Origin of the sequence: Kribbella sp. VKM Ac-2571, assembly GCF_004362255.1 — a bacterium.
Lineage (GTDB): Bacteria > Actinomycetota > Actinomycetes > Propionibacteriales > Kribbellaceae > Kribbella > Kribbella pratensis.
The window spans coordinates 277,959-302,719 of record NZ_SNWS01000001.1; the positions used below are offsets into that span (position 1 = coordinate 277,959).

Consider the following 24,761-nt stretch of genomic DNA (forward strand, 5'->3'; position numbering starts at 1 on the left):
GGTCCCAGCACAGGGTCAGGCACACGAGACAGGGGACGAGTGTCGCGATCCGGCTGGTGCGGGTAACCGGTGGGTTTGGTCACCCACCGGCCGGCCGGCCGCTGGGACCTCCCGGGACCTCGACGAGCTCGCGGTCAGGCCGGTTCTCACGGAACCGGATACGGGGAGTAGCTCGCCGAGGCCCCACCAACTTCGGCTGACAACCAGGGGGAGTCAGCAGGACGAGCCGGGCTGGTGACGCACAGGGGACGTCAGGAACCCGGCACAACCAAAGCGAGGTGAAGGCCCCGGGAGGGGTGGCCTTCACCTCGCTGGTGTTTCCAGCACAGCCGACTTGTCGAACGCGTAGCCGACCATCCACGAGGGCTGGAGACGGCAGTAGACGATGTCGTCGCCCCAGCTCGACGGCGAGCTGCCGTAGTGGTTGGTGAGGTGCTCCTCGATCTCGGCGAAGTCCGGGTGATCCGCGGTCAGGAACTCGACGTTCCCGTGGCTGAACACCCCGATCCGCTCGCCGTCGACGTACGAGATGCTCGCTGCTGGGCGCTTCTTCAGGTGCCGCGCCTTCGCCGCGGACGCCGACGTCGTGAACACCCACCGCGCGTGCAGGAAGTGCCCGTCCACAGCGCTGATCCGCGGCTCACCACGCGCGGTCACGGTGGCCAGGTTCAGCGTGCACATCCCGGTCAGAACCTGCACCAGCTCCGCGGCATCCAGCCGCCGCGGCCCCGTGATGATGTTGCGCAGATGCTCCGTAGACCGCTCGTACGCCGCGTCGAGGAGCTCCTGCAGCTGTGTGACTTCGGTCGCTGTCTCCTTCATCTTGTGCAGTTTGGCACTGCGCGAGGACATTAACTGTCCGGTAACCTCGCTGCATGGCAGCCCGCGTGCAGGTCGTCACCGACTCGACGGCCGGTCTGTCCACGCACGAGCTGCTCCGCCACCCGCTGACCGTGGTACCGCTCCAGGTCGTGATCGGCGGGACGTCGTACGACGACGGCGCCACGTCGGCGGACGCGGTCGCGGAGGCACTGAAGACGTTCACACCGGTCTCGACCAGCCGGCCGGCACCGCAGACCTTCGCCGACACGTACGCCGCGTGCGCCGCGGACGGCGCCGAGGCGATCGTCTCGATCCACCTGTCCGGCGACATGTCCGGCACGTTCGAGGCCGCGATGATCGGCGCCAAGGAGTCCCCGATCCCGGTCCACGTGGTCGACTCCCGCTCGCTAGGCATGGGCCTCGGGTTCCCGGTCCTCGCCGCGGCCGCCGCAGCTGCCGCCGGAGAGGACGCCATCGCGGTCGAAGCCGCCGCCCGCGCCCGGATGAAGTCCATCTCGTCGTACTTCTACGTGGACACCCTCGAATACCTCCGCCGCGGCGGCCGCATCGGCGCCGCCCAAGCACTCCTCGGTACGGCGCTGGCGGTCAAGCCGCTGCTCACCATCAGCGGCGGCCGGATCGTCCCCCTCGAGAAGGTCCGCACCTCCAGCCGAGCCATCGCCCGCCTCGCCGACATCGCCGTCCAACGCGCCGGCGACACCCCGGTCCAGATCGCCGTCCACCACCTCGCCAACCTCGAAAAGGCCCAAACCCTCGCCGACAACCTAGCCACCCGCCTCCCCCAAGCCGACGAAATAGTCCTCCGAGAAGTAGGCGCCGTAATAGGAGCCCACGTAGGCCCCGGCCTACTAGCCGTTGTAATAAGCCCCCACTAACCCAACGGCCCCACCTTCCCGCCCCACGCCCCGTACCCGCCCCGCCTACCCACGCGGCGACCCTCCCCGCCTGCGCCCCGTGAAGAGACCCCGGTATTTCCTGTCCACCGCCCCCGCCGGGTGTCCCCAGTCCCGCCAGCCACTCAACCTCCGCCGTCCTCGCCCGGCGGCCGGCCCCTCCCGTGAGCCGCGATCCACCCGCGTGAGCCGCGCCGGGCCCCGCGCCGGGCACCGCGCCGGGCACTGGGAACAGGCTCTGGGGCGTCGAGACAGGCTATTTCCTGTCCACCGCCCCCGCTGGGTGTCCCCAGTCCCGCCAGCCACCCAACCTCCGCCGTCCTCGCCCTGCGGCCGGCCCCCTCCCGTGAGCGGCGATCCGCCGCATGGCGGCTGTGCCGGCCCCGCGCCGGGCACTCGGAACAGGCCCTGGGACGTCGAGACAGGCTATTTCCTGTCCACCGCCCCCGCCGGGTGTCCCCAGTCCCGCCAGCCACTCAACCTCCGCCGTCCTCGCCCGGCGGCCGGCCCCCTCCCGTGAGCGGCGATCCGCCCGCATGGGCCGTGCCACGCCCCGCGCCGGGCACTGGGAACAGGCCCCGGGGCGTCGAGACAGGCTATTTCCTGTCCACGGTCCCTAAAGGGTGTCCCCAGTCCCACGAGCCACCGAACCCGCAGCGACCGGCTGGCGCCTGACGCCCTCGCTTGGCCGGAGATCCTTCGTCCCGGTACGAGCGCGACGTTCTCCACAGGTTTCAACTCGCGCGTCCACGCGGACCGCGGACTCGTACCTTCTTTGGGCGTGAAGGTCTTCCGCCGCACCCCACCCCTCGACCCGGCCGCCCGGGCCCGCGCCCTCGCCCGCCTAACTCCCCGCCCCCCACACCCAACCGCCACCCACCTTCACACCCCGTACGCCGACCACACCCCAGCCGACCAACCCACCGCCGACCAACCCACCGCCGACCAACCCACCGCCGACCAACCCACCGCCGAGCGAACCCCCACCGCCGAGCGAACCCCCACCGCCGAGCGAACCCCCACCGCCGAGCGAACCCCCACCGCCGAGCGAACCCCCACCGGTACGACTCCCGCTGCAACCGAGCAGACCGCTGGCGGTTGGACCCCCACCGCCCGAACCTCCGCCGAGCGAAGCCCCGCCGACCGAAGCCCCGCCGAGCGAACCCCCACCGAGCGGACCCCCACCGGGCGGACCCCAACCGAGCGGACCACCAGCGAGCGGATCCCAATCGAGTGGACCAACACCGGGCGCACCCCCACCGGGCGAACCCCGGCCGAGCCAATCCCAGCCGGGCAGACCTCCACCGCGCAGACCCCCGCCGGGCAGACTTCCGCCGGCCAGGCGGCGGCTCAGCAGACCGCTCGCATTGGCGACCCGGGTAGGGCGCCCATCGCAGCGGATCGCGGCGTACCCCCCAACAGCAGGCAACCGAGCGACAGGAACCGTCGAGACGAATACCCGGAGGAGCGTGATGAGGTGCGAGGCGGATGGACCCCCGAACAACCCCGACCCGATCGACTACGCGACGCCCGCTGGACCCTCACCCCACGCCACATCGCCGTCCTGGCCGTGGTGCTCGCCGTCGGCCTGACCTGGGGCGCCTGGACCTTCCTCCGAGCCCGCCCCGAGGCTCTCCCCGACACCCGCCCAACCACCGCAACCACAGGCTCGGCAGTAAGCCAGCCGGACAACCAACCCGGCCCCGCCTCATCACAAACCCAGCCAGCCGCCAACCAAACCGCCGACCCCAACCAGACACCGGGCGCCAATCAGATACCCGCCGCCAACCAAACCCCGGGCGTCAATCAGACGCCCGGCACCGGAACCTCCTCCGGCCAACCACCCGTCGTGGTCCACGTCGCAGGAAAGGTCCGCCGCCCCGGCCTCATCCGCGCTCCAGCAGGCTCCCGCGTAGCCGACGTACTCACCCTCGCCGGCGGCCCACTACGCGGCGTAGATCTCACCACCCTCAACCTCGCCCGCCAGGTAGTCGACGGCGAACAAATCATCGTCGGCGCAACCACCCAACCCCCACCCCCGAACCAACCGTCGTCAACGGCAGGGCCAAGCCCGTCCTCAGCCCCCAACGCCCCCGTCAACCTCAACACCGCCACCCTCGACCAACTCGACGCCCTCCCCGGAGTAGGCCCCGTCCTAGCCCAACGAATCCTCGACTACCGAACTCAGAACGGCCCCTTCACCACCATCGACCAACTCCAGGAGGTCCCCGGCGTAGGCCCCAAGAAGTTCGACTCCCTAAAACCCCATGTCCGCACCTAACCCCGCCAACCACCCACCCGCGAACCACCCACCCGCGAACCACGCAACCGCGAACCACCCACCCGCCACCCATCCACCCGCATCAACTCCCACACCCCAAGCACCAACATCCGCGCCAGCGGGCACGCCCCAAGCACCAACGTCCGCGCCAACCGGCACGCCAGTCTCCGCGGCTGACCTCGCGCTAACGCCAGCAGCTGTTCGGCCGCCTGTTCCCGCGTCTTCGGATGCCGCTGCGTCGGCAACTGCGGACGGTGGTGAACCCGCCTCCGCGGAGGCGGACGAGGATGAGCGGCTCGATGCGCGGCTGCTCATCCCGGCGGCTGTGGGTTGGCTGACCGCGGCGGTGCTGGTCGGTCAGTCGCCAATAGTCGCCGGGATCGTCGCCGGGTTCGCGTTGACACTCGCCGCGACATTGGCCGTGGCGCTCCGGTTGACGCTCCGGGCGCAGAACCGCGGCGTCAGAACTCCAGTAATCCGGCATGCGAGCCGCTGGGCGCTTCGTTGGGAGGTTGTTGGTTCGTTGGTTGTTGTGGGTGGGCTGGCGATCGCGGCCGGGCTGCACACTGCCGCCCTTCGTGCGGGACCCGTGCAGGAACTCGCGACCCGCTCGGCGGCGGTCACCGTTCGGCTCAAGATCGACGGGGATCCGTCGCTCCGGCAGAGCACCACCAGCCGACGCCCGCCGTACGTCGTGGTCAGGGCGACGATCGAGGAGATCCGCAGTCGCGCCGGCTCGGAGAACGCGATCCGGGAACGGGTGCGTACGCCGGTGCTGGTTGTGGGGACTGCGAAATGGGAGCACGTCAGGTACGGCCAGCACGTCGATGCGAACGGGAGGCTCGAGCAAGTAGAAGGTGGTGCCGAGGTGGCCGCGATGCTCTCCACCAGGTCGCCGCCGCGGACGGTAGACGAGCCGCCGTGGTGGCTGCGTGCGGCTGAGCGGGTCCGGGCGGGCCTTCGGGATGCAGTCGCTGGTGAGCCCGAGGACGTTCGTGGGCTCGTGCCCGCACTCGTCATGGGCGACGTATCGGGTGTGTCGACCGACCTGAACGCAGACTTCCAAACCACGGGCCTGACGCACCTGTCCGCGGTTTCGGGGACGAATCTGACGCTCCTGCTCGCGTTCCTCCTCCCGCTGGCGCGTCTGGTCGGCGTGCGAGCGCGCGGGCTGACCGTGGTCGGGTTGCTGACGGTCGTCGTCTTCATCGTGCTTGCTAGACCGCAGCCAAGCGTCCTGAGGGCGGCCGCGATGGGCCTGATCGCGTTGGCGGCGATGACCAGCGGGGGAGGGCGGCGCCGCGCCGTACGCAGTCTGTCGGTCGCAGTGATCGTCTTGCTGCTACTGGACACGTCGCTCGCGCGTTCGGCCGGGTTCGCGCTGTCGGTGCTCGCGACAGCGGGCATCATCCTGCTCGGACCCGGTTGGCGGGACGCGTTGGCGAGGTGGATGCCTGGTTGGCTGGCCGACGCGATCTCGTGCCCGCTTGCCGCGCAGCTCGCCTGTACGCCGATCGTCGCCTGGCTGTCGGGCGAGGTGTCCCTGGTCGCCGTCGCCGCCAATCTGTTGGCAGGTCCAATGGTCGGCCCGGCCACGATTCTCGGCTTCGTCACGGCCGGAGTCGCCCTGGTGAGCAGTCACTTGGCGCAGGTCGTCGGCTGGGCTGCCGGATGGCCGGCGCGCTGGATCATCCTGGTTGCCCGCGAAGGCGCGGACCTCCCGGGCGCCGCCAACGCGTGGCCGGCGACGGTGGTCGGTGTCGCGGTACTGGCGGTGCTCTGCCTGGCGCTCGTACTGGGTCTGCACCGCATCCTGGCTCGCCCGATTGCGATGATCCTCGCGGTGATCCTGCTCGCGGTCGTCGTACTGCGTCCTGTCGGATCGCTCGGATGGCCGCCCGACGACTGGCTGTTCGTCGTGTGTGATGTCGGACAGGGAGACGGTCTGGTGTTGCGGGCGGGTGATCGTACGGCGGTTGTTGTCGACACCGGGCCGGATCCGGAGCCGATGGATCGGTGTCTGAAGGACCTGGACATCAAGTACATCCCGGTCGTCGTGCTGAGCCACTTCCACGCGGATCATGTCGGTGGGCTGGCCGGCGTACTGAACGATCGGCGGGTGGGTGAGATCGAGGTGACGCCGTACTTCTCGCCGCGGGCCGAGTACGACCGGGTCGTTGAGTTGGCGTCGCGGCACGGGGTGGTTGTGCGTACGGTCGCGTTCCGGGAGCAACGGGTCGTGGGGAAGGTGCGGTGGACGACGCTGTGGCCGGCGAAGGTGCCGGCGTTGCCTGCGCCGGGTACGTCGTCGGCGACGTCCACGGACGAAGGGTCGCCGGAGAACAATGCCAGCATCGCGATGATGGTCGAGCTCGACGGCCTCCGGATCCTGCTCACCGGCGACCTGGAGCCCGAGTCGCAGCGCGCCGTTGTGGCGACGGGAGCCGACCTGCGGGCGGATGTGTTGAAGGTTCCGCACCATGGGTCGGCTCAGCAGGATCCTGGGTTCATTGCTGCTGCGAACGCCCGGTTGGCGCTTATCTCAGCCGGGCGCGACAACGACTACGGCCACCCGGCACCGAGGACCCTGGACCTCCTGTCCCACGACGCGATCCGAACAGCCACCACCAACGTCAGCGGTCCGCTCGTCGTCACCAACACCAACAATCACCTCGCCCTAACCACCCACCCACGCCTACAGGAGGGCGCTGGAAAGTGACGCCCTGACTGCACCACCCATGCCTGGGGGAGGGAGAAGTGATCACCTCCACGTCTGCAGGCAGGGGCTAGAAGGTGACGGCGGAGGTTGGGGTGGTGTTTTCGGATTGGTCGCCCAGGGACCAGGCGGCTACTCGGGAGACGATGTGGGCTGGGATCTGGTCGGCTACGCCGGGGACGGCGGGTACGTCGTACGTGGCGTGGGCGTCGTACGGGAGGACGACTCGGTAGCCGCGGGCGAGTGCGGTCTTTGTGGTCGCGTGTACGCACATCTCCGACATGACGCCGCAGATGGCGAGCGAGCGTACGCCGGCCGACACCAGGATCTCGCCGAGCGGCGTCGTGTCGAAGCCGTCGTCGCGTGGCTTGCGGATCACGTGCTCGCGGGGACCCGGCTTGAGCGGCAGGTACAGCTCCCAGCCGGGCGTTCCGGGCTCGTCGTCAGCGCCGGGTGGGCCATCGTTCTGCAGGTGTACGACGACTGCGTCGGCGACCCGGGCTCGGTCCAGCAGATTGCTTATCCGATCCAGGAGGGCAGCCGCGCCGGGTACTGCGTCGGGACCGGAGACGAACGCGGTCTGCAGATCAACAAGCACCAAGGCATCGACGGGTGAGCACATCGCGCGGGGTGAGGTCATCGCGCCGGCTGAGGTCATGGCGCCGGGTGAGGTCATGGTCGCCATCCTCGCCGGTTTGCTGCGGGGCCGCACCGGGATTGTCCGGAGGGCGTGGGATGCTGACGGGGTGGCTGCTCGTAAAGGTTCTGCGCCGAAGCTCGGTGATGTGCTCCTCGTGACCGGGACCGAGTCGTTCCTGGCGGATCGGGCCGTGCGATCGGCGATCGCGGCGGTGTCGAAGAACGCGGCGGACGCCGGTGACAGCGCGGTGGAGGTCACGGATCTCGAGGCGTCGACGCTGGACGTCGGGGTGTTCGCGGAGCTGACCGGGCCGTCGTTGTTCGCGACCGAGCGGGTGCTGGTGCTGCGCGGGCTGGAGAACCTGCCGAGTGAGATGGTGCCGCATCTGCTCGAGTACGCCGGGTCCCCGTCGGACGACGTACTCGCCGTGCTGGTGCACTCCGGTGGGCAGAAGGGGAAGGGCGTCCTCGACAAGTTGCGGAAGGCATCGGTCACGGAGGTCGTGGCGACGGCGCCGAAGGCGTGGGAGCTTCCGCAGTTCGTGGCGGGGGAGATCCGGTTGCATGGTGGGACGGTCGACGAAGGGGCGGCGTCGGCGTTGGTGGACGCGGTCGGTCATGACCTGCGGGCGCTGGCCGGCGCGTGTTCGCAGTTGGTGTCGGACTCTGGCGGTCAGGCGGTGACGACTGAGCTGATCGGGCAGTACTTCGGTGGGCGGGCTGAGGTCACGAGCTTCGCCGTCGCGGATGCGGCGATCGCGGGTCGGACGGAGCCGGCGTTGGAGCAGCTGCGGTGGGCGTTGGACTGCGGTGTGGCGCCGGTGCTGGTGACGAGTGCGATGGCGGGCGGGTTGCGGGGGCTGGCGAAGTACTCGAGTGCGCCGAGTGGGATGCGGGAGGCGGACCTGGCGCGCGAGGTCGGCGTACCGCCGTGGAAGCTCAAGCAGCTCAAGCAGCAGTCGCGCAGCTGGACTCCGGGTGGTCTCGCGACCGCGATCAAGGCAGTCGCGCAGGCCGACGCGGATGTCAAGGGCGCCTCGGGCGACGCCGGCTACGCCTTGGAACGCATGGTCCTAACCATCACCCGAGCCCACGGCCGCCGCTGACCACCAGCCCCCGGCCGCTGACAAGCCTGTCTATCGCTGCGGCCGGCCCTGGCCAACCGCCCGCCGCCGCTGGCCAACCGCCCGCCGCCGCTGACCAACCGCGGTGGCTGAAGAACCTGCGCAGGGCTGCGGCTGGCGCTGACCAGCTGCCTGCGGCTGCTGACGAACCCTGCCTATCGCTGCGGCCAGCGCTGACCAGCTGCCTGCGGTCGCTGCGAACCTGCCCATCGACTGCGGCCGGGGCTGAACAACCGCCTGAGCTGGTTCTGGGTACGCAAAAACGATCGGCCGGTCGCGCGGACCGGGCCGATCGTTGGCGGGGCGCGTCGGGGACGCGGCCCTGGTGTTAGAGGGAAGCGGCCTTCTTGAAGAGGGCCGACTTGCGGTTCGCCGCCTGGTTGGCGTGGATGACGCCCTTGCTGACGGCCTTGTCGAGCAGCCGACCGGCCTTGCGGGCCGTCTCGGTGGCCGTCTCGGCCTCGCCGGCCTCGACGGCCTCGTGGAAGCGGCGAACAGCCGTCTTGAGGGTCGACTTCACCGACTTGTTGCGAAGTCGCGCAGCCTCGTTCTGGCGGTTGCGCTTGATCTGGGACTTGATGTTCGCCACGAAGAAGAGCCTCGATCAGGAGTATGCGGTCATTACGGAAGGTGGTGCGGCGCACGGCTGAGCACCACCCGTGAACACGCGACGAGCCAGATTACCAACAAGCCGTCCACTCCTCCAAACCCGCTCCAGCCGGGCCGGAGGTGAATCAGGCTCGTGCGGTCGTTTCGGCGGCGGATTTCAGCCGGGTCAGCGTGGTGTGGATGCCATGGGCGTTGCGTGGGGCGCGGTTGCCGAAGACGGGACGGAAGAGGAGCTTGAGGACGGTCGGGCGGTGGTCGGTCCAGGACTCTGTGACCTCGCAGCCGGTCGCGGTCGGGGTGAACTCGTAGTCCCAGCGCGAGATCGGGACCGGGCCGAACGTGATGTCGAAGGTGAACCGGCGGCCGGGCTGCGCGGTCACCACCTTCCCGAACGTGAACCAGCGGACGACGCCGGACCGGTTGTGCCCGACGAACCGCGCACCCGGCGCCGGACCCGCGCGCGCTCCGGCGGACGACTCGCGCGCCAACTCGCCCGCGGACGCCCCCGAGGACCTGCCCGAGAACTCGCCCGAGGATGAGCCCGAGGACGAGCCAGAGGACTTGCCGGAGGACCAGGTGACGCGGGTGCACTCCGGGCTCCACTCGCGCATCCGGGGGAGATCACTGACCAACCGATACAGTGCGTCAGCAGTCGAATGCACTGTGATGGATTCGGTCAGATCCGGCATCGGGTTTTCCCTTGCTGTCGGCCGTCATCTCCTGTGCACAGCGTGACAGTGTCGGCGGCTGACGGCATACTCAGGGCCCCGTGACGCCCGCGCGCCGGGACGTCCGCGAGCCGAAGGCTCCACCATCGCTCCGTCCAAGCCCTGGAGGAACTGCGTGACCCGCAAACGCCCGGCGATCCTCGTCGCCACCGCACTGATCGCCGCCTGCGCCGGCGTACCCGTGCTGGTGAACGCCGCGAGTGCCAGCCAGCCGGCCCCGAGCACGGCCGCCGACCCGGAGGTCAAGCGCTCCGAGACCGGCTCGTACATCGTCCAGCTCGACGACTCCCCGGTCGCCGAGTACGACGGTGACATCGCCGGCCTCGCCGCGACCAAGGTCCTTCCCGGCGGCAAGCTGCTGAAGACCGCGGCGCCTGTCGTCGACTACGTCAAGCACCTCGCCGGCGAACGCGACCAGGTCCTGAACCAGGTCCCGGGCGTCAAGAAGCTCTACGACTACAGCTACACGTACGCCGGATTCTCCGCCGAGATGTCGTACGACGACGCGGTCAAGCTGGCCAAGTCGTCGGGAGTGAAGAGCGTCGAGCCGAGCGAGATCGAGCACGCGGACACCGTCGACACGCCGCGCTTCCTGGGGCTGTCCGGCAAGGGCGGCGCCTGGCAGCAGGCGGGCGGTATCGACAAGGCCGGCGACGGCGTCATCATCGGCATGATCGACTCCGGGTACGTCCCGGAGCGGGCGAGCTTCGCGCCGATGAAGACCACGAAGCAGTCCGACGCGATCATCGCGAAGAAGTGGAAGGGCACCTGCCAGGCCGGCGAGGAGGCGCCCGTCACCTGCAACAACAAGGTGATCGGCGCCCGGTACTTCGACAAGGGCATCGGCACCCGCCCGATCCCGGACGAGTTCAAGTCGCCGCGTGACTACGGCGGCCACGGCACCCACACCGCCAGCACCGCGGCCGGCAACTACGGCGTCGACATGACCGTCATGGGCCGCGACTACGGCAAGGGCTCCGGTATGGCGCCGCACGCCCGCCTCGCGATCTACAAGGCGCTGTGGGCGGTCGACGCGACCGGCGGCGGCAGCGGTACGGACGCCGACATCGTGGCCGCGATCGACGCCGCGGTCTCCGACGGCGTCGACGTCATCAACTACTCGATCTCCGGCAGCGGATCGACGTACGTGAACGCCACGGGTCTCGCGTTCCTGCGGGCGGCCAAGGCGGGCGTGTTCGTCGCGACCAGCGCCGGGAACACCGGTCCGGGCGCGGCGACCGTCGGCAAGACGTACCCCTGGGTCACGACGGTTGCCAACGGCACCCATGACCGCGACATCCAGACCACCGTGACGCTCGGCGACGGCAAGTCCTACACCGGCGCAGGCATCGGTTCCGGTACGCCGCAGACACCGGTGGTCCTGGCCAAGGACGCCGGCCTGCCCAACGCGGACCCGGCCAATCTGCTCCAGTGCCAGGCGGGCACGCTCGACCCGGCGAAGGCGACGGGCAAGATCGTGGTCTGTGATCGCGGGGGGAACGCCCGCGTCGACAAGAGCCTGCAGGTGAAGAACGCGGGCGGTGTCGGCATGATCCTGCTCAACATCACCCCGGGCACGCTGGACGCCGACCTGCACTCGGTCCCGACCGTCCACCTCGACGACAAGGCCGCGCCCGCGGTCAAGGCGTACGTGAGCGGCACTGCGAACCCGACCGCGACCATCGGCCCCGGTACGCCGGTCCGCGTCAATGCGCCGAAGGTGGCAAGCTCCTCCAGCCGCGGCCCGTCCCCGGCCGGCAACGGCGACCTGCTCAAGCCGGACATCATGGCGCCGGGCACGAACGTGCTGGCGGCGACGACCGCGTTCAGCGCGGCCGGTGGCGAGTACGCGTTCATGAGCGGTACGTCGATGTCCACGCCGCACATCGCCGGGATCGCGGCGGTGCTGAAGAGCAAGCACCCGACCTGGTCCCCGATGGCGATCAAGTCGGCGATGATGACGACCGCCACCGACAAGGACACCAGCGGCAAGCCGATCCAGAACGACTCCGGCTCGCCGGCGAACCCGTTCGGGTATGGCGCCGGCCAGGTGCAGCCGAAGCTCGGCATGGACCCGGGCCTGGTCTACGACTCGACGTACACCGACTGGACGAAGTTCGTCTGCGGCTCCGGTCAGGTGCCCAGCACGCACGAGCTGTGCGCGAACGGCAAGATCGACCTCAGCGACCTGAACTACCCGACGATCGCGATCGGCGACCTGGCCGGCAAGCAGACCGTGACCCGGACCGTCACGAACGTCGGCGACGTCCCGGAGGTCTACTTCCCGAAGGTCGAGGGCCTCAAGGGCCTGAAGGTGACCGTGACGCCGCGGATCCTGGTCACGCTCCCGGGCCGCAGCACGACGTACAAGGTCACGATCGAGAACAACGGCGCCCCGCTCGAGCAGTACTCGTTCGGCCGCCTGGTGTGGAAGTCGGTGCGGCACTCGGTCGCGAGCACGCTGGCGATCAAGCCGCTGACGGTGAAGGCGCCGGTCCAGGTCAACGGCACCGGCACCGCCGGTTCGGTGCAGGTCCCGGTCACGGCCGGGTACGCCGGAACGCTCGAGACCTCCGCGGTGGGCCTGAACGCGGCGACGGTCGGCGAGGCCGCGCTGAAGAACCCGGGTGGCGTGTCGTTCCCGACGACCGCGCCGAAGGCCAACGACCACGTCGCGAAGTTCACCGTGAACGTCCCGGCAGGTACGACGTACGCCCGGTTCTCCACGTTCGACGCGGACTATCCGGCCGGCACCGACCTGGACGTGTTCGCGTACAAGGCCGGTACGGCGACCCTGCTCGGCAGCAGCACCGGCGGCTCCGCTGAGGAAGAGGTGAACCTGTCGCAGCCCGCAGGTGGTCAGGTGGACGTGTATGTCGACCTGTACGCCGGAGCGAACGCGCAGCAGGTCAAACTCGACCACTGGGAGCTGCAGAAGGCCGAAGGCAACCTGACCGTCACTCCGGCCAGCCAGCCCGTGACAGTCGCCGGCCAGGCCGCAGTAGCTGCCAGCTGGACCGGACTGACCGCAGGTGCCCGCTACCTCGGCCAGGTTCACTTCACCGACGGAGCCGACGGCTCCGGCTCCACCGTCGTACGCGTCGACAGCTAACGACCACGGGCGGCCCGGAAACATCAGCGGGCCGCCCTCGTCGGACTGTTACGGCTCGTGGATCGTCCAGCCGTCCGCCTTCTCGACCAGCACCTTGCACTCGCCCGACGTGACGTCGCAGCGGAACAGTCGATTGTGGACGATGCCGCCGGCGCCGACCGTCTCGGTGAGCGTCAGCAGTTGGGTGCCGTTCTCGAAGACCGGCAGCGGCAGGGTGTCCACCATCCTGTCCTGCAGCTTGAGCTTGGTCACCTGACCGGTGTTGACGTCGATGGCCTCCGCTCGCGCGCTCTGGATCATGGTCCGGCCGTCGGGGGACAGCACCGGGTACAGGTACTCAGGTCCGTCGTCGCAGTACTCCCGCAGTACCTTGAACCCGTCGTCGCGCAGCGCACCGGCCCTGAGGCACCGTTTCCCGCCGGCCTTGGCCGACACGACGATGGTCCCGGCCGCCGCTGGAATCGCCGCGGCGCCGTCGAAGCCGGGGATGGACACCGGTCGCTGCTGACCGGATGACGGCTGCCAGACGACCAGCCCGGCCTTCCCGCGGTCCATCCACAGGCCGTCCTGGTTCCAGCCGAGGAGGACCGGTTGCCCAGCCGCGGCGGGCAATTGGGTTACCTGCTTCCCGGACCGGATGTCGACGACGATCACCTGGCCGCGGGTGTTGGACAGGTAGTGGTACATCGCCACCTGCTTGCGATCCGGCGACAGGACTTGGTAGCCGGACCGGTCCGGGCCGAGTGTCCGGAAAGCACCGTTCGGCAACAGAATGCCGGGCTGAAACTGGCCCGGCTTGGGCATCCGCGAGCCCAACCAGCCGCCGCCGGCTCGCCCGAAGAAGTAGCCGTCGATCCCCTTCGGAATACGCACCTTCTGCTTTCCGTCGTGGAGCGTGTTCTCTTCGTACGCCGTGTACGGAATCTGGGGCGCAGCTCCGGACACCGGCGGTGCCGGCCGCCGCGCCGGATCGGGCTGATCCCCGGAGGAGCGGGTCAGCAGGGATGCCGCCAGTACGACGACCACGACGATTGCTGCGGCGGCCGCGAGAACCGGCCAATGGCGGCGCCGTTCGGGTGGTTCGAGGCCGGGACCCTGCGCGTTGTCGGAGACGGTGGCGGCCTGGGTGTGCAGGTAGTCGCGAAGACGGGTTTCGGTGTCGGTCATCGGAGTTCCTCGAGGCGTTCGGTCAGGACTGCGAGACCGCGCGACGACGTGGCGCGGGCGGAGGACTCGCTGATCCCGAGAATCTGGGCGATCTCGGCGAAGGGGAGATCGAGGTAGTAGCGCAGGACGAGCACCTCGCGCATCCGCCGTGCCAGTCCCTGGAGCGCCTGCTGAACCTGGGTCCGCTCCTCGCTCAGTACGGCGTCGCTCTCGGCGGAGGCGTTCGGCGCCTGGTGCGGTGGGATGTACAGCCGCGCGACCTTGCGTCGTCGTAGTACGGACCGGCTGCGGTTCACCACCGCCGTACGCAGGTAGCCGAGCGCCGCATCGCGCCCCCGCAACGGCCAGCGCCGGTACAGCTCGGCAAAAGCCTCCTGTACGACGTCCTCCGCCGCCTGCCGGTCGTCGACCATCAGCACCGCCAGCCGGACCAGTCCGGCCCAATGCTGCTGGTAAAGCGCCGACACGGCCGCCTGTGCAGGCGCCGGGCGTTCGATGCCCACCATTTGATTCATCACACCGCTAGAGACGCGCGGCGCTCAGGAACGCTGCGTCCGCTCCCGAACCCAGTCCAGGTGCACCAGAGCGCTCTCGCGCTGCCACGTCCGGACTGTCGGCAGCCCAGGCGGCGCCGGCTGCGCCGCACCCCACCACAACCCGCCACCGATCGCAGCGATGAACCCTGTGATCGCCTCGGCGTCCGCCGAGCCGGGCAGCTCCGGCAGTCTGACCGAGCCGCGCATGTCGGCGTGCAGGATGACCGTGTCCGCCCAGCGCGGCGCGAGCGCCGGGTGCGCCCAGTCGATGAAGACCACGCGGTCGTCGGTCAGGATGATGTTGTCCGCCCGCAGGTCCCAATGCGCCAGCGCCTTGCCCTCGGCCAGCGCACGGAGCCCTGTCCGCGCCAGCTCCGCGAACTCCTCCACCCGGCCTTCTATCCAGGAAGGTACGGCGAGACCGTCCTCCAGCACCTTGTCCCACCGGCTCAGGAACTCCCTGCTCCGCACAGCCGCCACAGGTGCGTCCGGCCACGGTGACGGGTCCAGGGCATCGGTCAGCTCCTCCAGTGCGGCCAGCACCCGGTCGGCGTCGGCCTGCTCCCACGGGTGCGCGGGCAGTCGCCCCTCGATGTCCTCGAAGAGCATCCCGACCCAGTCGCCGTCGTCGTACACGTCATACAGGACCGGTGCCATCGGGACCGTGCCGATCCCCTGCATCGCGGTGATCTCCTGGCGGAACAGCTCCGGCGTCTTCGGGTTGAGCGCCGTACCGACGGTCTTGACGAAGGCCCGGCGGCCCGAGGCCGTCACCAGGCGGGCCGCGACACCGGGGGAGAAGCCGCCCTGCTGGGTGACCGCCGACACCACGACCGAGCCGAGCGAGCGCTCCACCCAGGCCCGCACCGCGGCGGGCAGCTTCTCGAAGGGCAACCGGACCCCAGCAGCATGCGCCATGCGACCACACGGTAGGCGGCCCGGAGGCCGTCCGCCCGTGATTTTCGAATCTGCTGGACCGCCATGGGATGATTGACCGGATATACCCTTCGAGACCAGAACTGGATCCCCTCCGTGCCCGTTGGCCCCACGAAAGTGCCGCAGCCGGGTCGCACCGACCCGTCGCTGATCCGGAACTTCTGCATCATCGCCCATATCGACCACGGCAAGTCGACGCTGGCCGATCGGATGCTGCAGATCACCGGGGTGGTCGACGACCGCTCGATGCGGGCCCAGTACCTGGACCGGATGGACATCGAGCGCGAGCGCGGCATCACGATCAAGTCGCAGGCGGTCCGGCTCCCGTTCGCCCCGAAGCCGGACACCCCGGGTGGCCTGCTGGCCCCGGACGGTACGACGTACATCCTGAACATGATCGACACGCCGGGCCACGTGGACTTCACGTACGAGGTCTCGCGGTCGCTCGAGGCGTGTGAAGGCGCCGTTCTGCTGGTGGACGCCGCGCAGGGGATCGAGGCGCAGACCCTGGCGAACCTGTACCTCGCGCTGAACGCCGACCTGCACATCATCCCGGTGCTGAACAAGATCGACCTGCCGAGCGCACAGCCGGAGAAGTACGCCGCGGAGCTCGCCCACATCATCGGATGCGACCCGTCCGACGTGCTCAAGGTTTCCGCGAAGACCGGTGAGGGCGTCGAGGATCTCCTCAGCGAGATCGTCGCGCAGGTGGAGCCGCCCAAGGGCGTGAAGGACGCGCCGCCGCGGGCGCTGATCTTCGACTCGGTCTACGACACGTACCGCGGCGTGGTCACCTACGTCCGGGTGGTCGACGGCGAGCTGACGCACCGGGACCGGATCAAGATGATGTCGACCGGCGCGGTGCACGAGATGCTCGAGGTCGGCGTGATCTCGCCGGAGCCGATGAAGACGCCGAGTATCGGCGTGGGTGAGGTCGGATACCTGATCACCGGGGTGAAGGACGTCCGTCAGTCCCGGGTCGGTGACACCGTCACGGCCGCCGTCCATGGCGCGACCGATCCGCTCGGCGGCTACAAGCACCCGCAGCCGATGGTGTACTCGGGGCTGTTCCCGATCGACGGCGACGACTACCCGACGCTCCGCGACGCGCTGGAGCGGCTGCAGCTGAACGACGCGGCCCTGCAGTACGAGCCGGAGACGTCGGGGGCGCTCGGGTTCGGGTTCCGGTGCGGCTTCCTCGGGCTGCTGCACATGGAGATCGTCCGCGAGCGGCTCGAGCGCGAGTTCGACCTGGCGCTGATCTCGACCGCGCCGAACGTGGTCTACCGGGTGGAGATGGAGGACGGCAAGGAGTTCGTCGTCACCAACCCGAGCGAGTTCCCCGAGGGCAAGATCGCCGACATCTACGAGCCGGTGGTGAAGGCGACGATCCTGAGTCCCAAGGACTACATCGGCGTGATCATGGAGCTGTGCCAGACCAAGCGGGGCAACCTGGGCGGTATGGAGTACCTGTCCGAGGACCGGGTCGAGCTCCGCTACACCCTGCCGCTGGCCGAGATCGTCTTCGACTTCTTCGACCAGCTGAAGTCCAAGACCAAGGGCTACGCGTCCCTCGACTACGAACCGACCGGCGAGCAGGCGGCGGCGCTGGTCAAGGTCGACATCCTGCTGCAGGGCGAGACGGTCGACGCGTTCTCGGCGATCGTGCACCGCGACAACGCGTACTCGTACGGCGTCGCGCTGGCCGGCAAGCTGAAGGAACTGATCCCCAGGCAGCAGTTCGAGGTGCCGATCCAGGCCGCGATCGGGTCCCGGATCATCGCCCGCGAGTCGATCCGCGCGATGCGCAAGGACGTGCTCGCCAAATGCTACGGCGGTGACATCACCCGGAAGCGCAAGCTGCTCGAGAAGCAGAAGGAAGGCAAGAAGCGGATGAAGATGGTCGGCCGCGTCGAGGTCCCCCAAGAGGCCTTCATCGCCGCCCTCCGTACGTCGGAATCCGCCGAGAAAGCCGGCAAGAAGTAGGTGTCCGTCCAGGTTCCTGACGGCCTGCTCGTTGTCGCGTCGCGCGGGCAGGACTGGGCGGACTGGCTGGATCGGCTGCCGCGGTTGCTGCGGGACCTCCTCGACGAGTGGGAGTTGCGCGTCGACGGTACGGCGGCGTACGGGAACTGCGCGATCGTCGTACCGGTGCTTGCCCAGGGGCAGCGGGCGGTGCTGAAGGTGCAGTTCCCGCACTGGGAGGCGGAGACCGAGCACCTGGCGCTGCGGACCTGGGCCGGCAACGGCGCCGTACGACTGCTGCGCGCAGACCCGCGCCGGTTCGCGCTCCTGCTCGAACGCCTGGAACCGCGGGACCTGACGACGATCGACGCGCTCGACGCGTGCGAGATCGCTGGCGGGACCTACAAGCGACTGCATGTGCCCGCGGGACCGCAGTACCGGACGCTGTCCGGGGAACTGAAGCGCTGGGTGGAGCGGTTCCGGCAGTTGCCCGCGTCGGCGCCGGTGCCGCACCGGTACGTCGAGCAGGCGATCTCGCTGGCCGAGGACTTCATCACCGACCCCGCGACCGACGGCCGGCTGATCCACACCGACCTGCACTACGAGAACATGCTCGCCGCGGACCGTGAACCGTGGCTCGTGATCGACCCGAAACCGCTGTCCGGCGACCCGCACTACGAGGTCGCGCCCCTGATCTGGAACCGCTGGAGTGAGGTGGAGGCCGCCCACGACCTGCGCTTCGCGGTCCGGCAGCGGTTCTGGACCACGATCGACGCGGCCGGCCTCGACGAGGACCGCGCGCGCAACTGGGTGATCGTCCGCCAGATGCTCAACGTCCTCTGGACCCTGGAGTCCACCAGCACCGACGAGTCCCTCCCGCAGGACTGGCTGACTCGCAACATCGCCATCGTCAAAGCCATCCAGGACTGACCCCCGGTCCTCGACGTGAGCTAGGAGACACTGGGTTGAAGTTAGTAGTTACTACCTACTAACTTCGGCGCTATGCCGACACGGATGAGCGGGCAGCAGCGGCGGGAGCAGGTCCTCGGGATCGCCGAGGAGGAGTTCGCCGCCGCGGGGCTGTACGGCGCTTCGACCGAGATGATCGCCCGGCGGGCCGGGATCACGCAGGCGTACGTGTTCCGGTTGTTCGGGACGAAGAAGCTGTTGTTCCTGGAATGCGTGGACGCCGCGTTCGAGCGGATGCGGCTGGCGATGGTCGCGGCCGCGGGTGGGTCGAGCGGGGTCGAGGCGCTGGCGGCGATGGGGCAGGAGTACAACGACATGCTCGCCGACCGCACGACGCTGCTGCTCCAGTTGCAGGGCACGGCCGCCGCGGCAGCGGGTGACGGTGAGGTGCGGGACGCCGTACGGGCGAGCTTCGCGCGGTTGTGGCAATCCGTCGCCGACACCGCGCAACTGGACCCGGTCACGGTGAAGGCGTTCCTTGCCTTCGGCATGCTTCTCAACACGAACGCGGCCCTGGATCTCCCGCAGGTGGACGAACCGTGGTCCCACCAGGCCAGAACCCGCATCAAACCAGGCCTCTTCACCCACATCACCACCGACACCAACCAATGAAGACCAAACAGGTTGTGCGGTCTCCGGCGACGCTCGGGTCGTTCCTGATCTTCGTCGGATTGGTCGGCGCGGTGATCGGGAGTCTCGGCGCCCCGCTGATCACGGCCGTGGCCGAGGCGTACGGCGTTTCGCTCGCCGCCTCGCAGTGGACGTTGACGATCGCGTTGCTGGCGGGGGCTGTGGCGACGCCCGTGCTCGGGCGGCTCGGGTCAGGCCCGCGGCGGCGCACCGTCGTACTGACGATGCTGGCGGTAGAGGTCGTCGGCAGTCTGCTGACCGTGATCCCGTTGCCGTTCGCGTTTCTTCTGGTCGGCCGGGCGTTGCAGGGCTCCGGGATCGGACTGATCGTGCTGATGATGGCCGTCGCGCGGGACCACCTGGACGAGCAGCGGGCCGCGCGGACGATCGCGTTGCTGTCCGTCGCGTCGACCGCGGGGATCGGGATCGGTTACCCGTTGTCCGGGCTGCTCACCGACCTCGCCGGCGTTCGCGCGGCGTACGGACTCGGCCTCGCCATCACCGCAGCCGCCTTCGCCGCGGCCGTTTTCACGCTGCCCCAGGCCCCGGACCGGCCGTCGTCCCGGCTCGACGTCCGCGGCGCGATCCTGCTCGCGATCGCCCTGCCGGCCTTACTGCTCGTCATCGGCGAGACGGTCCTGTGGCGGCACCACGCAGGCCTGGCCGTCGCGATCCTCGTGGCCGCGATCCTGCTCCTGATCGGCTGGACCTTCCTCGAGGTCCGCACCGAGAGTCCGCTGGTCGACATCAAGCTCCTGCGGCACCCCGCGGTGGCCGCCGCCAATCTCGTCATGCTCACCGGCGGCGTCGGCATGTACCTGCTCTTCAGCCTGATCACCCGTTACGTGCAGACCCCGGCGGCGGCCGGCTACGGCTTCGGCCTGAACTCCTTCCAGGCCGGCCTCGTCCTGGTCCCGTTCTCGCTCCTCGGCTTCGTCGCCGGCCGCCTCATTCCTGCTTGGCGGGACCGACTGGGTGCCAGGTTGTTGCTAGCAGCAAGTACGTCGGTGGTCCTCGTCGCGTTCGTACTCTTCGCTGTCGCCCGAACACATCTGGCCGAGCCGATTCTCGCCATCGGCGTCCTCGGCTTCGGCGTCGGCGCGTTCTCCGCCGCGATGCCGGCCGTCATCCTCGCGGTAACGCCGCCTGCCGAGACGGCGAGCGCCATGAGCGTGAACGCGGTCGTCCGGAGCGTCGGTTTCTCCACGGGCAGCGCCCTCGGCGGCCTCATTCTTGCCACTCACACGACCGGTGTCTTCCCCCGCGAGTCCGGGTACGGCGCGGCCGCCTGGATCGGGGCCGCCGCCACCGCGGCTTCCCTGCTGATCATCGCCGTACTCCCGCTTAAACCGGTGGCTCCTTAGCGGTTGCCGGGAGAGGATGCCGGTATGCGGTTGCTGACGGTCAATGTAGTGGAGAAGCTGATCCCGGGTCCGAAGGAGACAGGGTTCACTGCGATCGACAAGCGTCCGCAGTCCGGCCGGGTCCGGGTCGGTGAGCTCGGTCTCGCCGGCGACCGGGTCTGCGACACCAAGAACCACGGCGGTCCGGATCTCGCGCTCTACGCGTACGCCGAGGAGGACGCCAACTGGTGGGCCGCCGAACTCGGCCGTGACATCCCGACCGGTCTGTTCGGCGAGAACCTGCGGACCGAGGGGATCGACCTCAGCGGCGCGCTGCTCGGTGAGGTGTGGCGGATCGGCGACGAGGTCGAGGTGATGGTCCGCGCGCCGCGCATCCCGTGCATCACGTTCCAGCACCGCATGCAGGAGCCGCACTGGGTCAAGCGGTTCCACCAGGCCGGCTGTCCCGGTGCGTACCTGAAGGTGCTCCGCGAAGGCACGATCGCCGCCGGCGACCCGATCCAGATCCTCAGCCGTCCGGACCACGAGGTCACCATCGCGGAGATGTTCGGCCCGCAGGATCCCGCGAAGCTGCGCCGCATGCTCGACTCCGGCGTCGACCTGATGGACGAACTCCGCGACACCGCCCACCGCGTCCTGTCCCGCGGTTGAGAGCGGGCTGCTTGTTGCGACTTGGTCGCAGATAGCTCAGGATGGAGCCGTGCGGAAACTGCTCCCGCCGCCGGGACCGCTGCGCCCGCTGGCTCTGGCGACACTGCTCAGTCGGGTCGGCAACGGCCTACTGATGACCATCAGTGTCCTGTACTTCAATCGCATCATCGGGCTGTCCGTCGCCGAGGTCGGCCTCGGCCTCACCGTCGCCGGACTGTTCGGTCTGCTCGCCGGCATCCCCTTCGGCCACCTTGCCGATCGGCGCGGCCCGCGGACGCTGTTCGTCATCCTCAGCCTGCTGCTGTCCGTGCTGGCGTTGCTCTACCTGGTGATCGGCACCTTCTGGCAGTTCCTCGCCCTCGCCTCCGTCATCGCGATCCTGGACCGCGGGTCCAATGCCGTCCGGTTCGCCCTGATCGCGGGCGTCACCCAGGGATCCGCGGCCCGGGTCAGCGCCCGCGCGTACCTGCGGTCGATGACCAACATCGGCGTCACCGCCGGAGCCGGCCTCGGCGCCGTCGCGTTGTCCTTCGGTACGGCGACGGCGTACCGGCTGATGTTCTGCGTGTACGTCGTCCTGGGCATCATCTCCGCCTTCGTCGTGCTCGCGGTGCCGCGGGTGGAGCCGCGGCCGAAGCCGGCCGACGGCCCGGTGTGGATCGCGTTGCGGGACCGTGGGTATCTCGCGGTCTCCGGTCTCAACGCCGCGATCTCGATCCACTACTCGGTCATCGACGTCGCAATCCCGCTCTGGGTGGTCGACCACACCGACGCGCCGCACTGGGCCGCCGCGTTGCCGCTGATCGTGAACGCCGCCGGCGTCGCCGTACTGCAGGTCCGGGCATCACGCGGCATCGTCGACACGGCCAGCGCGGCGCGGGCGACCAGGACCGCCGGGGTGTTGTTGCTGGCATCAATGGTCTTGTTCGCCACGGCCTCCGTGGGGGATGCGGCGATAGCGATCGCAGTACTGGCCGTCGCCGCGATGGTGCAGACCGCGGGTGAGTTGCTGCAGTCGTCCGGGTCGTTCCTGCTGGGTTTCGATCTGGCCACCGAGCAGGCGCAGGGCCAGTATCAAGGCGTATGGAACACCAGTACCTCGGTCAGTTCGATGCTGGCCCCGACTGTCATGGCGCTGCTGCCACTCGGCCTCGGCGTACCCGGCTGGATCGTCCTGGGTGCGTGGTTCGCCCTGACGGGAGCGCTGTTCGTCCCGGTCGTACGGTGGGCCGCCGCGCGTCAACTGGTGGGTTCGCGGTAGCCGAGAGCGGCGGAGATCTTGCGGGCGGCTTCGATGGCGGCGGGTGCCATCAGGGCGACCTGGGCGATCGACTGCTCCAGCGAGAGCGTGGAGATGCTGACCGCGGCGATCGCGGCGCCGGTGTGGTCGTGGATGACCGCGGCGACGCAGCGGATGCCGGGCTCGTTCTCCTCGTCGTCGAGCGCGTAGCCGCGAGACCTGGTCTGCGCGAGATCGGCCTTCAAGGCGGCCGCCGACGTGTGGGTCAGGGGAGTGCGCGCGGGCAGGCCGGTTCGGGTGATGTGGACGTCGAGCGCCTCGTCGTCCTTCTCCGCGAGCAGCGCCTTGCCGATACCGGTGCAGTGCAGCCAGATCGCCTTGCCGACCCGTGACGGCATCCGGTACGGCTTCGGGCCGTCGAGCCGCGCGACGTAGATCGCCTCGTCGCCGTTCAGCAGTCCGACATGGACCGTGCACCGCGTCTGCGCGACGAGATCCGCGAGCACCGGGCGGGCCACGGTGGCGAGGTCGACGTTCGTCAGCGCGTGACCGGCCAGCCGGAGCGCCTTCGGGCCGGGATGGTACGAGCCGTCGTCGGCCTGCGCGACGAACTCGTGTTCGACGAGCGATGCCATGATCCGGTGCACGGTCGACTTGGCCAGGCCGGTCGCGTTCACCACGTCGGTGAACCGCGAGTGCTCCAGTACGGCGTCCAGCACCATCAACGTCTTGTCGATGGCCGAGGGCGAACTCATGTCGGACATCCTGCCACTCCTCACCGCGCCAGCCAGCCACCGTCGACGGCGAGCACATGCCCGTTGACATAGTCCGCCGCCGCCGACGCGAGGAACACCGCGGCCCCGACGACGTCCTCGGGCTGCCCCCACCGGCCGGCCGGGATGCGCTGCCGGATCGCAGCCTCCCGCTCCGGGTCCGCGCGCAGCTCCGTGGTGTTGTCGGTGCTGATGTACCCGGGCGCGATCGCGTTCACCTGAACCCCGGCCGGTCCCCACTCGTTGGCCAGCGCCCGGGTCAGCCCCGCCACCGCATGCTTGCTCGCCGTATAGGCCGGGACGGTGATCCCGCCCTGGAAGCTCAGCAACGATGCGATCGTGACGATCTTCCCGGTCCGCCGTTCCGCCATCGCGGCCCCGATCGGCCGCGTCACCGCCCACGTGGAGTTGAGGTTGACGTCGATCACGTGCTGCCAGTCCGCGGTCGTGGTCTCGGCGGCCGGCGCCCGGCGGATCGTGCCGGCGTTGTTGACCAGGATGTCGACCTTCCTGTTGTCGACAATCTCAATCGCGGCCTCCTCGACCGCGACCGGGTCGGCGAAGTCCGCGATCACCACCGTCGCGTCGCCACCGCCGTTCCGCTTGATCGCCTCGAGCGTGTCCTCGAGGGCCGCGTCCCGAGCCATCAGGATCAGCTCGGCGCCGGCAGCGGCGTACCCGGCAGCGATCGCCGCACCGATTCCACGCCGCGCTCCGGTGACAAGCGCCGTACGTCCTTCGAGGCTGAAGGACGTCACCGCAGATCCCGTACGTCGACGCCGTCCATGTCGCCGAACGCCTGGTTCTCGCCGGCCATCGCCCAGACGAAGCTGTACGACGACGTGCCGCAGCCGGAATGGATCGACCAACTGGGGGAGATGACTGCCTGACGGTCCGCGACCAGGAGGTGCCGAGTCTCCTCGGGCTCGCCGAGCAGATGCACGATCCGCTCGGACTCCGGGAGCCCGAAGTACAGATAGCACTCGGTACGGCGGTCGTGGGTGTGCGCGGGCATCGTGTTCCAGGTGCTGCCCGCGTGCAGTGTCGTCACGCCGAGGACGACCTGGCAGCTCTGTACGCCGTCGGCGTAGATGAACTGGTCGATCGTCCGCCGGTTCGCGGTCTGCTGATCGCCGAGTTCGAGGCGGTTGCCCTCGCCAGGATCGACCTGCGCGGTCGGGAAGCTCGTGTGGGCCGGCGCGGAGAAGACGTAGAACGCCGACTCGGGTCCCTCGAAGACCACGTCGCGGACGCCGCGTCCGACGTACAGGCAGGCGCCGGTGGTCAGCTCGTACTTCGTTCCGTCGGCGGTGACCGTGCCAGGTTCGCCGACGTTGACGATGCCGGCCTCGCGGCGCTCGAGGAAGAACTCGCTGCGCAGTTCGGGATAGGTGTCGAGGATCAACGGCCCGTTCGTCGGACGAGCGCCGGCGAGGACGATCCGGTCGTGGTGGGTGAGCACCGCGGTGACCGCGCCGGGGACGAAGAGGTCCTCCACCAGGTAGTGGCGGCGCAGCGCGGCCGTGTCGAAGCCGGGCAGTTGCTCGGGATGGGTGGCGTGCCTGATCTGCAGAGTCACGGAACA

General features: G+C 69.3%; 21 protein-coding genes. 11 read left to right on the forward strand and 10 right to left on the reverse strand.

Going from position 1 to position 24,761, the window contains the following annotated elements:
* Positions 1 to 303 precede the first annotated feature (303 nt).
* Positions 304 to 822 (reverse strand): pyridoxamine 5'-phosphate oxidase family protein, encoded by a 519-nt coding sequence (locus EV651_RS01435; RefSeq protein ID WP_133781110.1) that lies wholly within the window; start codon positions 820 to 822, stop codon positions 304 to 306.
* A 53-nt stretch (positions 823 to 875) separates the two neighbouring features.
* Here EV651_RS01435 and EV651_RS01440 point away from each other — a divergent pair, with 53 nt between their 5' ends.
* The 3 genes from EV651_RS01440 to EV651_RS01455 all read left to right on the forward strand — a co-directional run bounded on the left by EV651_RS01440 (position 876) and on the right by EV651_RS01455 (position 6,736).
* Positions 876 to 1,718: a DegV family protein gene (locus EV651_RS01440; protein ID WP_133781112.1), complete on the forward strand. Its 843-nt coding sequence runs from the start codon at positions 876 to 878 to the stop codon at positions 1,716 to 1,718.
* Positions 1,719 to 3,213: 1,495 nt separating this feature from the next.
* Positions 3,214 to 4,017, forward strand: a complete 804-nt coding sequence (locus EV651_RS01450; RefSeq protein ID WP_133781114.1) for a ComEA family DNA-binding protein — start codon at positions 3,214 to 3,216, stop codon at positions 4,015 to 4,017.
* Between the two features lie 325 nt (positions 4,018 to 4,342).
* A complete protein-coding gene (locus tag EV651_RS01455; protein ID WP_238156581.1) occupies positions 4,343 to 6,736 on the forward strand; it encodes a ComEC/Rec2 family competence protein in 2,394 nt (797 codons plus the stop codon).
* Between the two features lie 67 nt (positions 6,737 to 6,803).
* Here the strand turns inward: EV651_RS01455 and EV651_RS01460 are convergent, their stop codons facing one another.
* Entirely contained in the window at positions 6,804 to 7,409 is a 606-nt protein-coding gene (locus tag EV651_RS01460) for an isochorismatase family protein (RefSeq protein ID WP_238156582.1), read from the reverse strand.
* Between the two features lie 70 nt (positions 7,410 to 7,479).
* On the opposite strand from EV651_RS01460, the gene holA reads away from it, so the two are divergent.
* Positions 7,480 to 8,478: a DNA polymerase III subunit delta gene (gene holA / locus EV651_RS01465; protein ID WP_133781118.1), complete on the forward strand. Its 999-nt coding sequence runs from the start codon at positions 7,480 to 7,482 to the stop codon at positions 8,476 to 8,478.
* Positions 8,479 to 8,824: 346 nt separating this feature from the next.
* Here holA and rpsT read toward each other — a convergent pair whose 3' ends face one another.
* Together rpsT and EV651_RS01475 are read right to left on the reverse strand one after the other, a co-directional pair.
* The gene (gene rpsT, locus EV651_RS01470; protein ID WP_133781120.1) at positions 8,825 to 9,085 is read right to left on the reverse strand and encodes a 30S ribosomal protein S20; all 261 of its coding nucleotides are present in this window, start codon (positions 9,083 to 9,085) and stop codon (positions 8,825 to 8,827) included.
* A gap of 145 nt (positions 9,086 to 9,230) precedes the next feature.
* Positions 9,231 to 9,794, reverse strand: coding sequence for an SRPBCC family protein (locus EV651_RS01475; protein WP_133781122.1), 564 nt, complete (start codon positions 9,792 to 9,794; stop codon positions 9,231 to 9,233).
* Between the two features lie 154 nt (positions 9,795 to 9,948).
* Between EV651_RS01475 and EV651_RS01480 the strand changes: the two genes are divergently transcribed.
* On the forward strand, positions 9,949 to 12,945 hold the full coding sequence (locus EV651_RS01480; protein ID WP_133781124.1) for a S8 family serine peptidase: 2,997 nt from the start codon (positions 9,949 to 9,951) through the stop codon (positions 12,943 to 12,945).
* 48 nt (positions 12,946 to 12,993) lie between these two features.
* On the opposite strand, the gene EV651_RS01485 is transcribed toward EV651_RS01480, so the two are convergent.
* From EV651_RS01485 to EV651_RS01495, 3 genes are read right to left on the reverse strand one after another with little or no spacing between them, the layout of a single operon-like run.
* On the reverse strand, positions 12,994 to 14,112 hold the full coding sequence (locus EV651_RS01485; protein ID WP_133781126.1) for a hypothetical protein: 1,119 nt from the start codon (positions 14,110 to 14,112) through the stop codon (positions 12,994 to 12,996).
* Positions 14,109 to 14,618, reverse strand: a complete 510-nt coding sequence (locus tag EV651_RS01490) for a SigE family RNA polymerase sigma factor (RefSeq protein WP_166658459.1) — start codon at positions 14,616 to 14,618, stop codon at positions 14,109 to 14,111. The genes EV651_RS01485 and EV651_RS01490 overlap by 4 nt, the downstream gene beginning before the upstream one ends.
* Positions 14,619 to 14,651: 33 nt before the next feature.
* A complete protein-coding gene (locus EV651_RS01495; RefSeq protein WP_133781130.1) occupies positions 14,652 to 15,566 on the reverse strand; it encodes a phosphotransferase family protein in 915 nt (304 codons plus the stop codon).
* A gap of 114 nt (positions 15,567 to 15,680) precedes the next feature.
* On the opposite strand from EV651_RS01495, the gene lepA reads away from it, so the two are divergent.
* From lepA to EV651_RS01525, 6 genes are all read left to right on the forward strand, one after another.
* Complete coding sequence (gene lepA / locus EV651_RS01500; RefSeq protein WP_202870114.1) at positions 15,681 to 17,570, forward strand: translation elongation factor 4; 1,890 nt, start codon at positions 15,681 to 15,683, stop codon at positions 17,568 to 17,570.
* The gene (locus EV651_RS01505) at positions 17,571 to 18,479 is read left to right on the forward strand and encodes an aminoglycoside phosphotransferase family protein (protein WP_133781132.1); all 909 of its coding nucleotides are present in this window, start codon (positions 17,571 to 17,573) and stop codon (positions 18,477 to 18,479) included. It begins immediately after the preceding gene.
* 72 nt (positions 18,480 to 18,551) lie between these two features.
* Positions 18,552 to 19,130: a TetR/AcrR family transcriptional regulator gene (locus EV651_RS01510; protein WP_202870115.1), complete on the forward strand. Its 579-nt coding sequence runs from the start codon at positions 18,552 to 18,554 to the stop codon at positions 19,128 to 19,130.
* On the forward strand, positions 19,127 to 20,512 hold the full coding sequence (locus tag EV651_RS01515; RefSeq protein ID WP_133781134.1) for an MFS transporter: 1,386 nt from the start codon (positions 19,127 to 19,129) through the stop codon (positions 20,510 to 20,512). Before EV651_RS01510 ends, EV651_RS01515 begins: the two co-directional genes overlap by 4 nt.
* 24 nt (positions 20,513 to 20,536) lie before the next feature.
* Entirely contained in the window at positions 20,537 to 21,163 is a 627-nt protein-coding gene (locus EV651_RS01520; protein WP_133781136.1) for an MOSC domain-containing protein, read from the forward strand.
* Between the two features lie 49 nt (positions 21,164 to 21,212).
* Entirely contained in the window at positions 21,213 to 22,424 is a 1,212-nt protein-coding gene (locus EV651_RS01525; RefSeq protein ID WP_133781138.1) for an MFS transporter, read from the forward strand.
* On the opposite strand, the gene EV651_RS01530 is transcribed toward EV651_RS01525, so the two are convergent.
* Genes EV651_RS01530 through kduI form a run of 3 tightly spaced genes read right to left on the reverse strand, consistent with a single transcriptional unit; the run spans position 22,403 to position 24,755 of the window.
* Positions 22,403 to 23,158, reverse strand: coding sequence for an IclR family transcriptional regulator (locus EV651_RS01530; RefSeq protein ID WP_133781140.1), 756 nt, complete (start codon positions 23,156 to 23,158; stop codon positions 22,403 to 22,405). The two genes, EV651_RS01525 and EV651_RS01530, sit on opposite strands and share 22 nt — an antisense overlap.
* A gap of 20 nt (positions 23,159 to 23,178) precedes the next feature.
* Positions 23,179 to 23,934 (reverse strand): SDR family oxidoreductase, encoded by a 756-nt coding sequence (locus EV651_RS01535; protein ID WP_133781142.1) that lies wholly within the window; start codon positions 23,932 to 23,934, stop codon positions 23,179 to 23,181.
* Positions 23,931 to 24,755, reverse strand: coding sequence for a 5-dehydro-4-deoxy-D-glucuronate isomerase (kduI, locus tag EV651_RS01540; protein ID WP_238156583.1), 825 nt, complete (start codon positions 24,753 to 24,755; stop codon positions 23,931 to 23,933). The genes EV651_RS01535 and kduI overlap by 4 nt, the downstream gene beginning before the upstream one ends.
* Positions 24,756 to 24,761 lie beyond the last annotated feature (6 nt).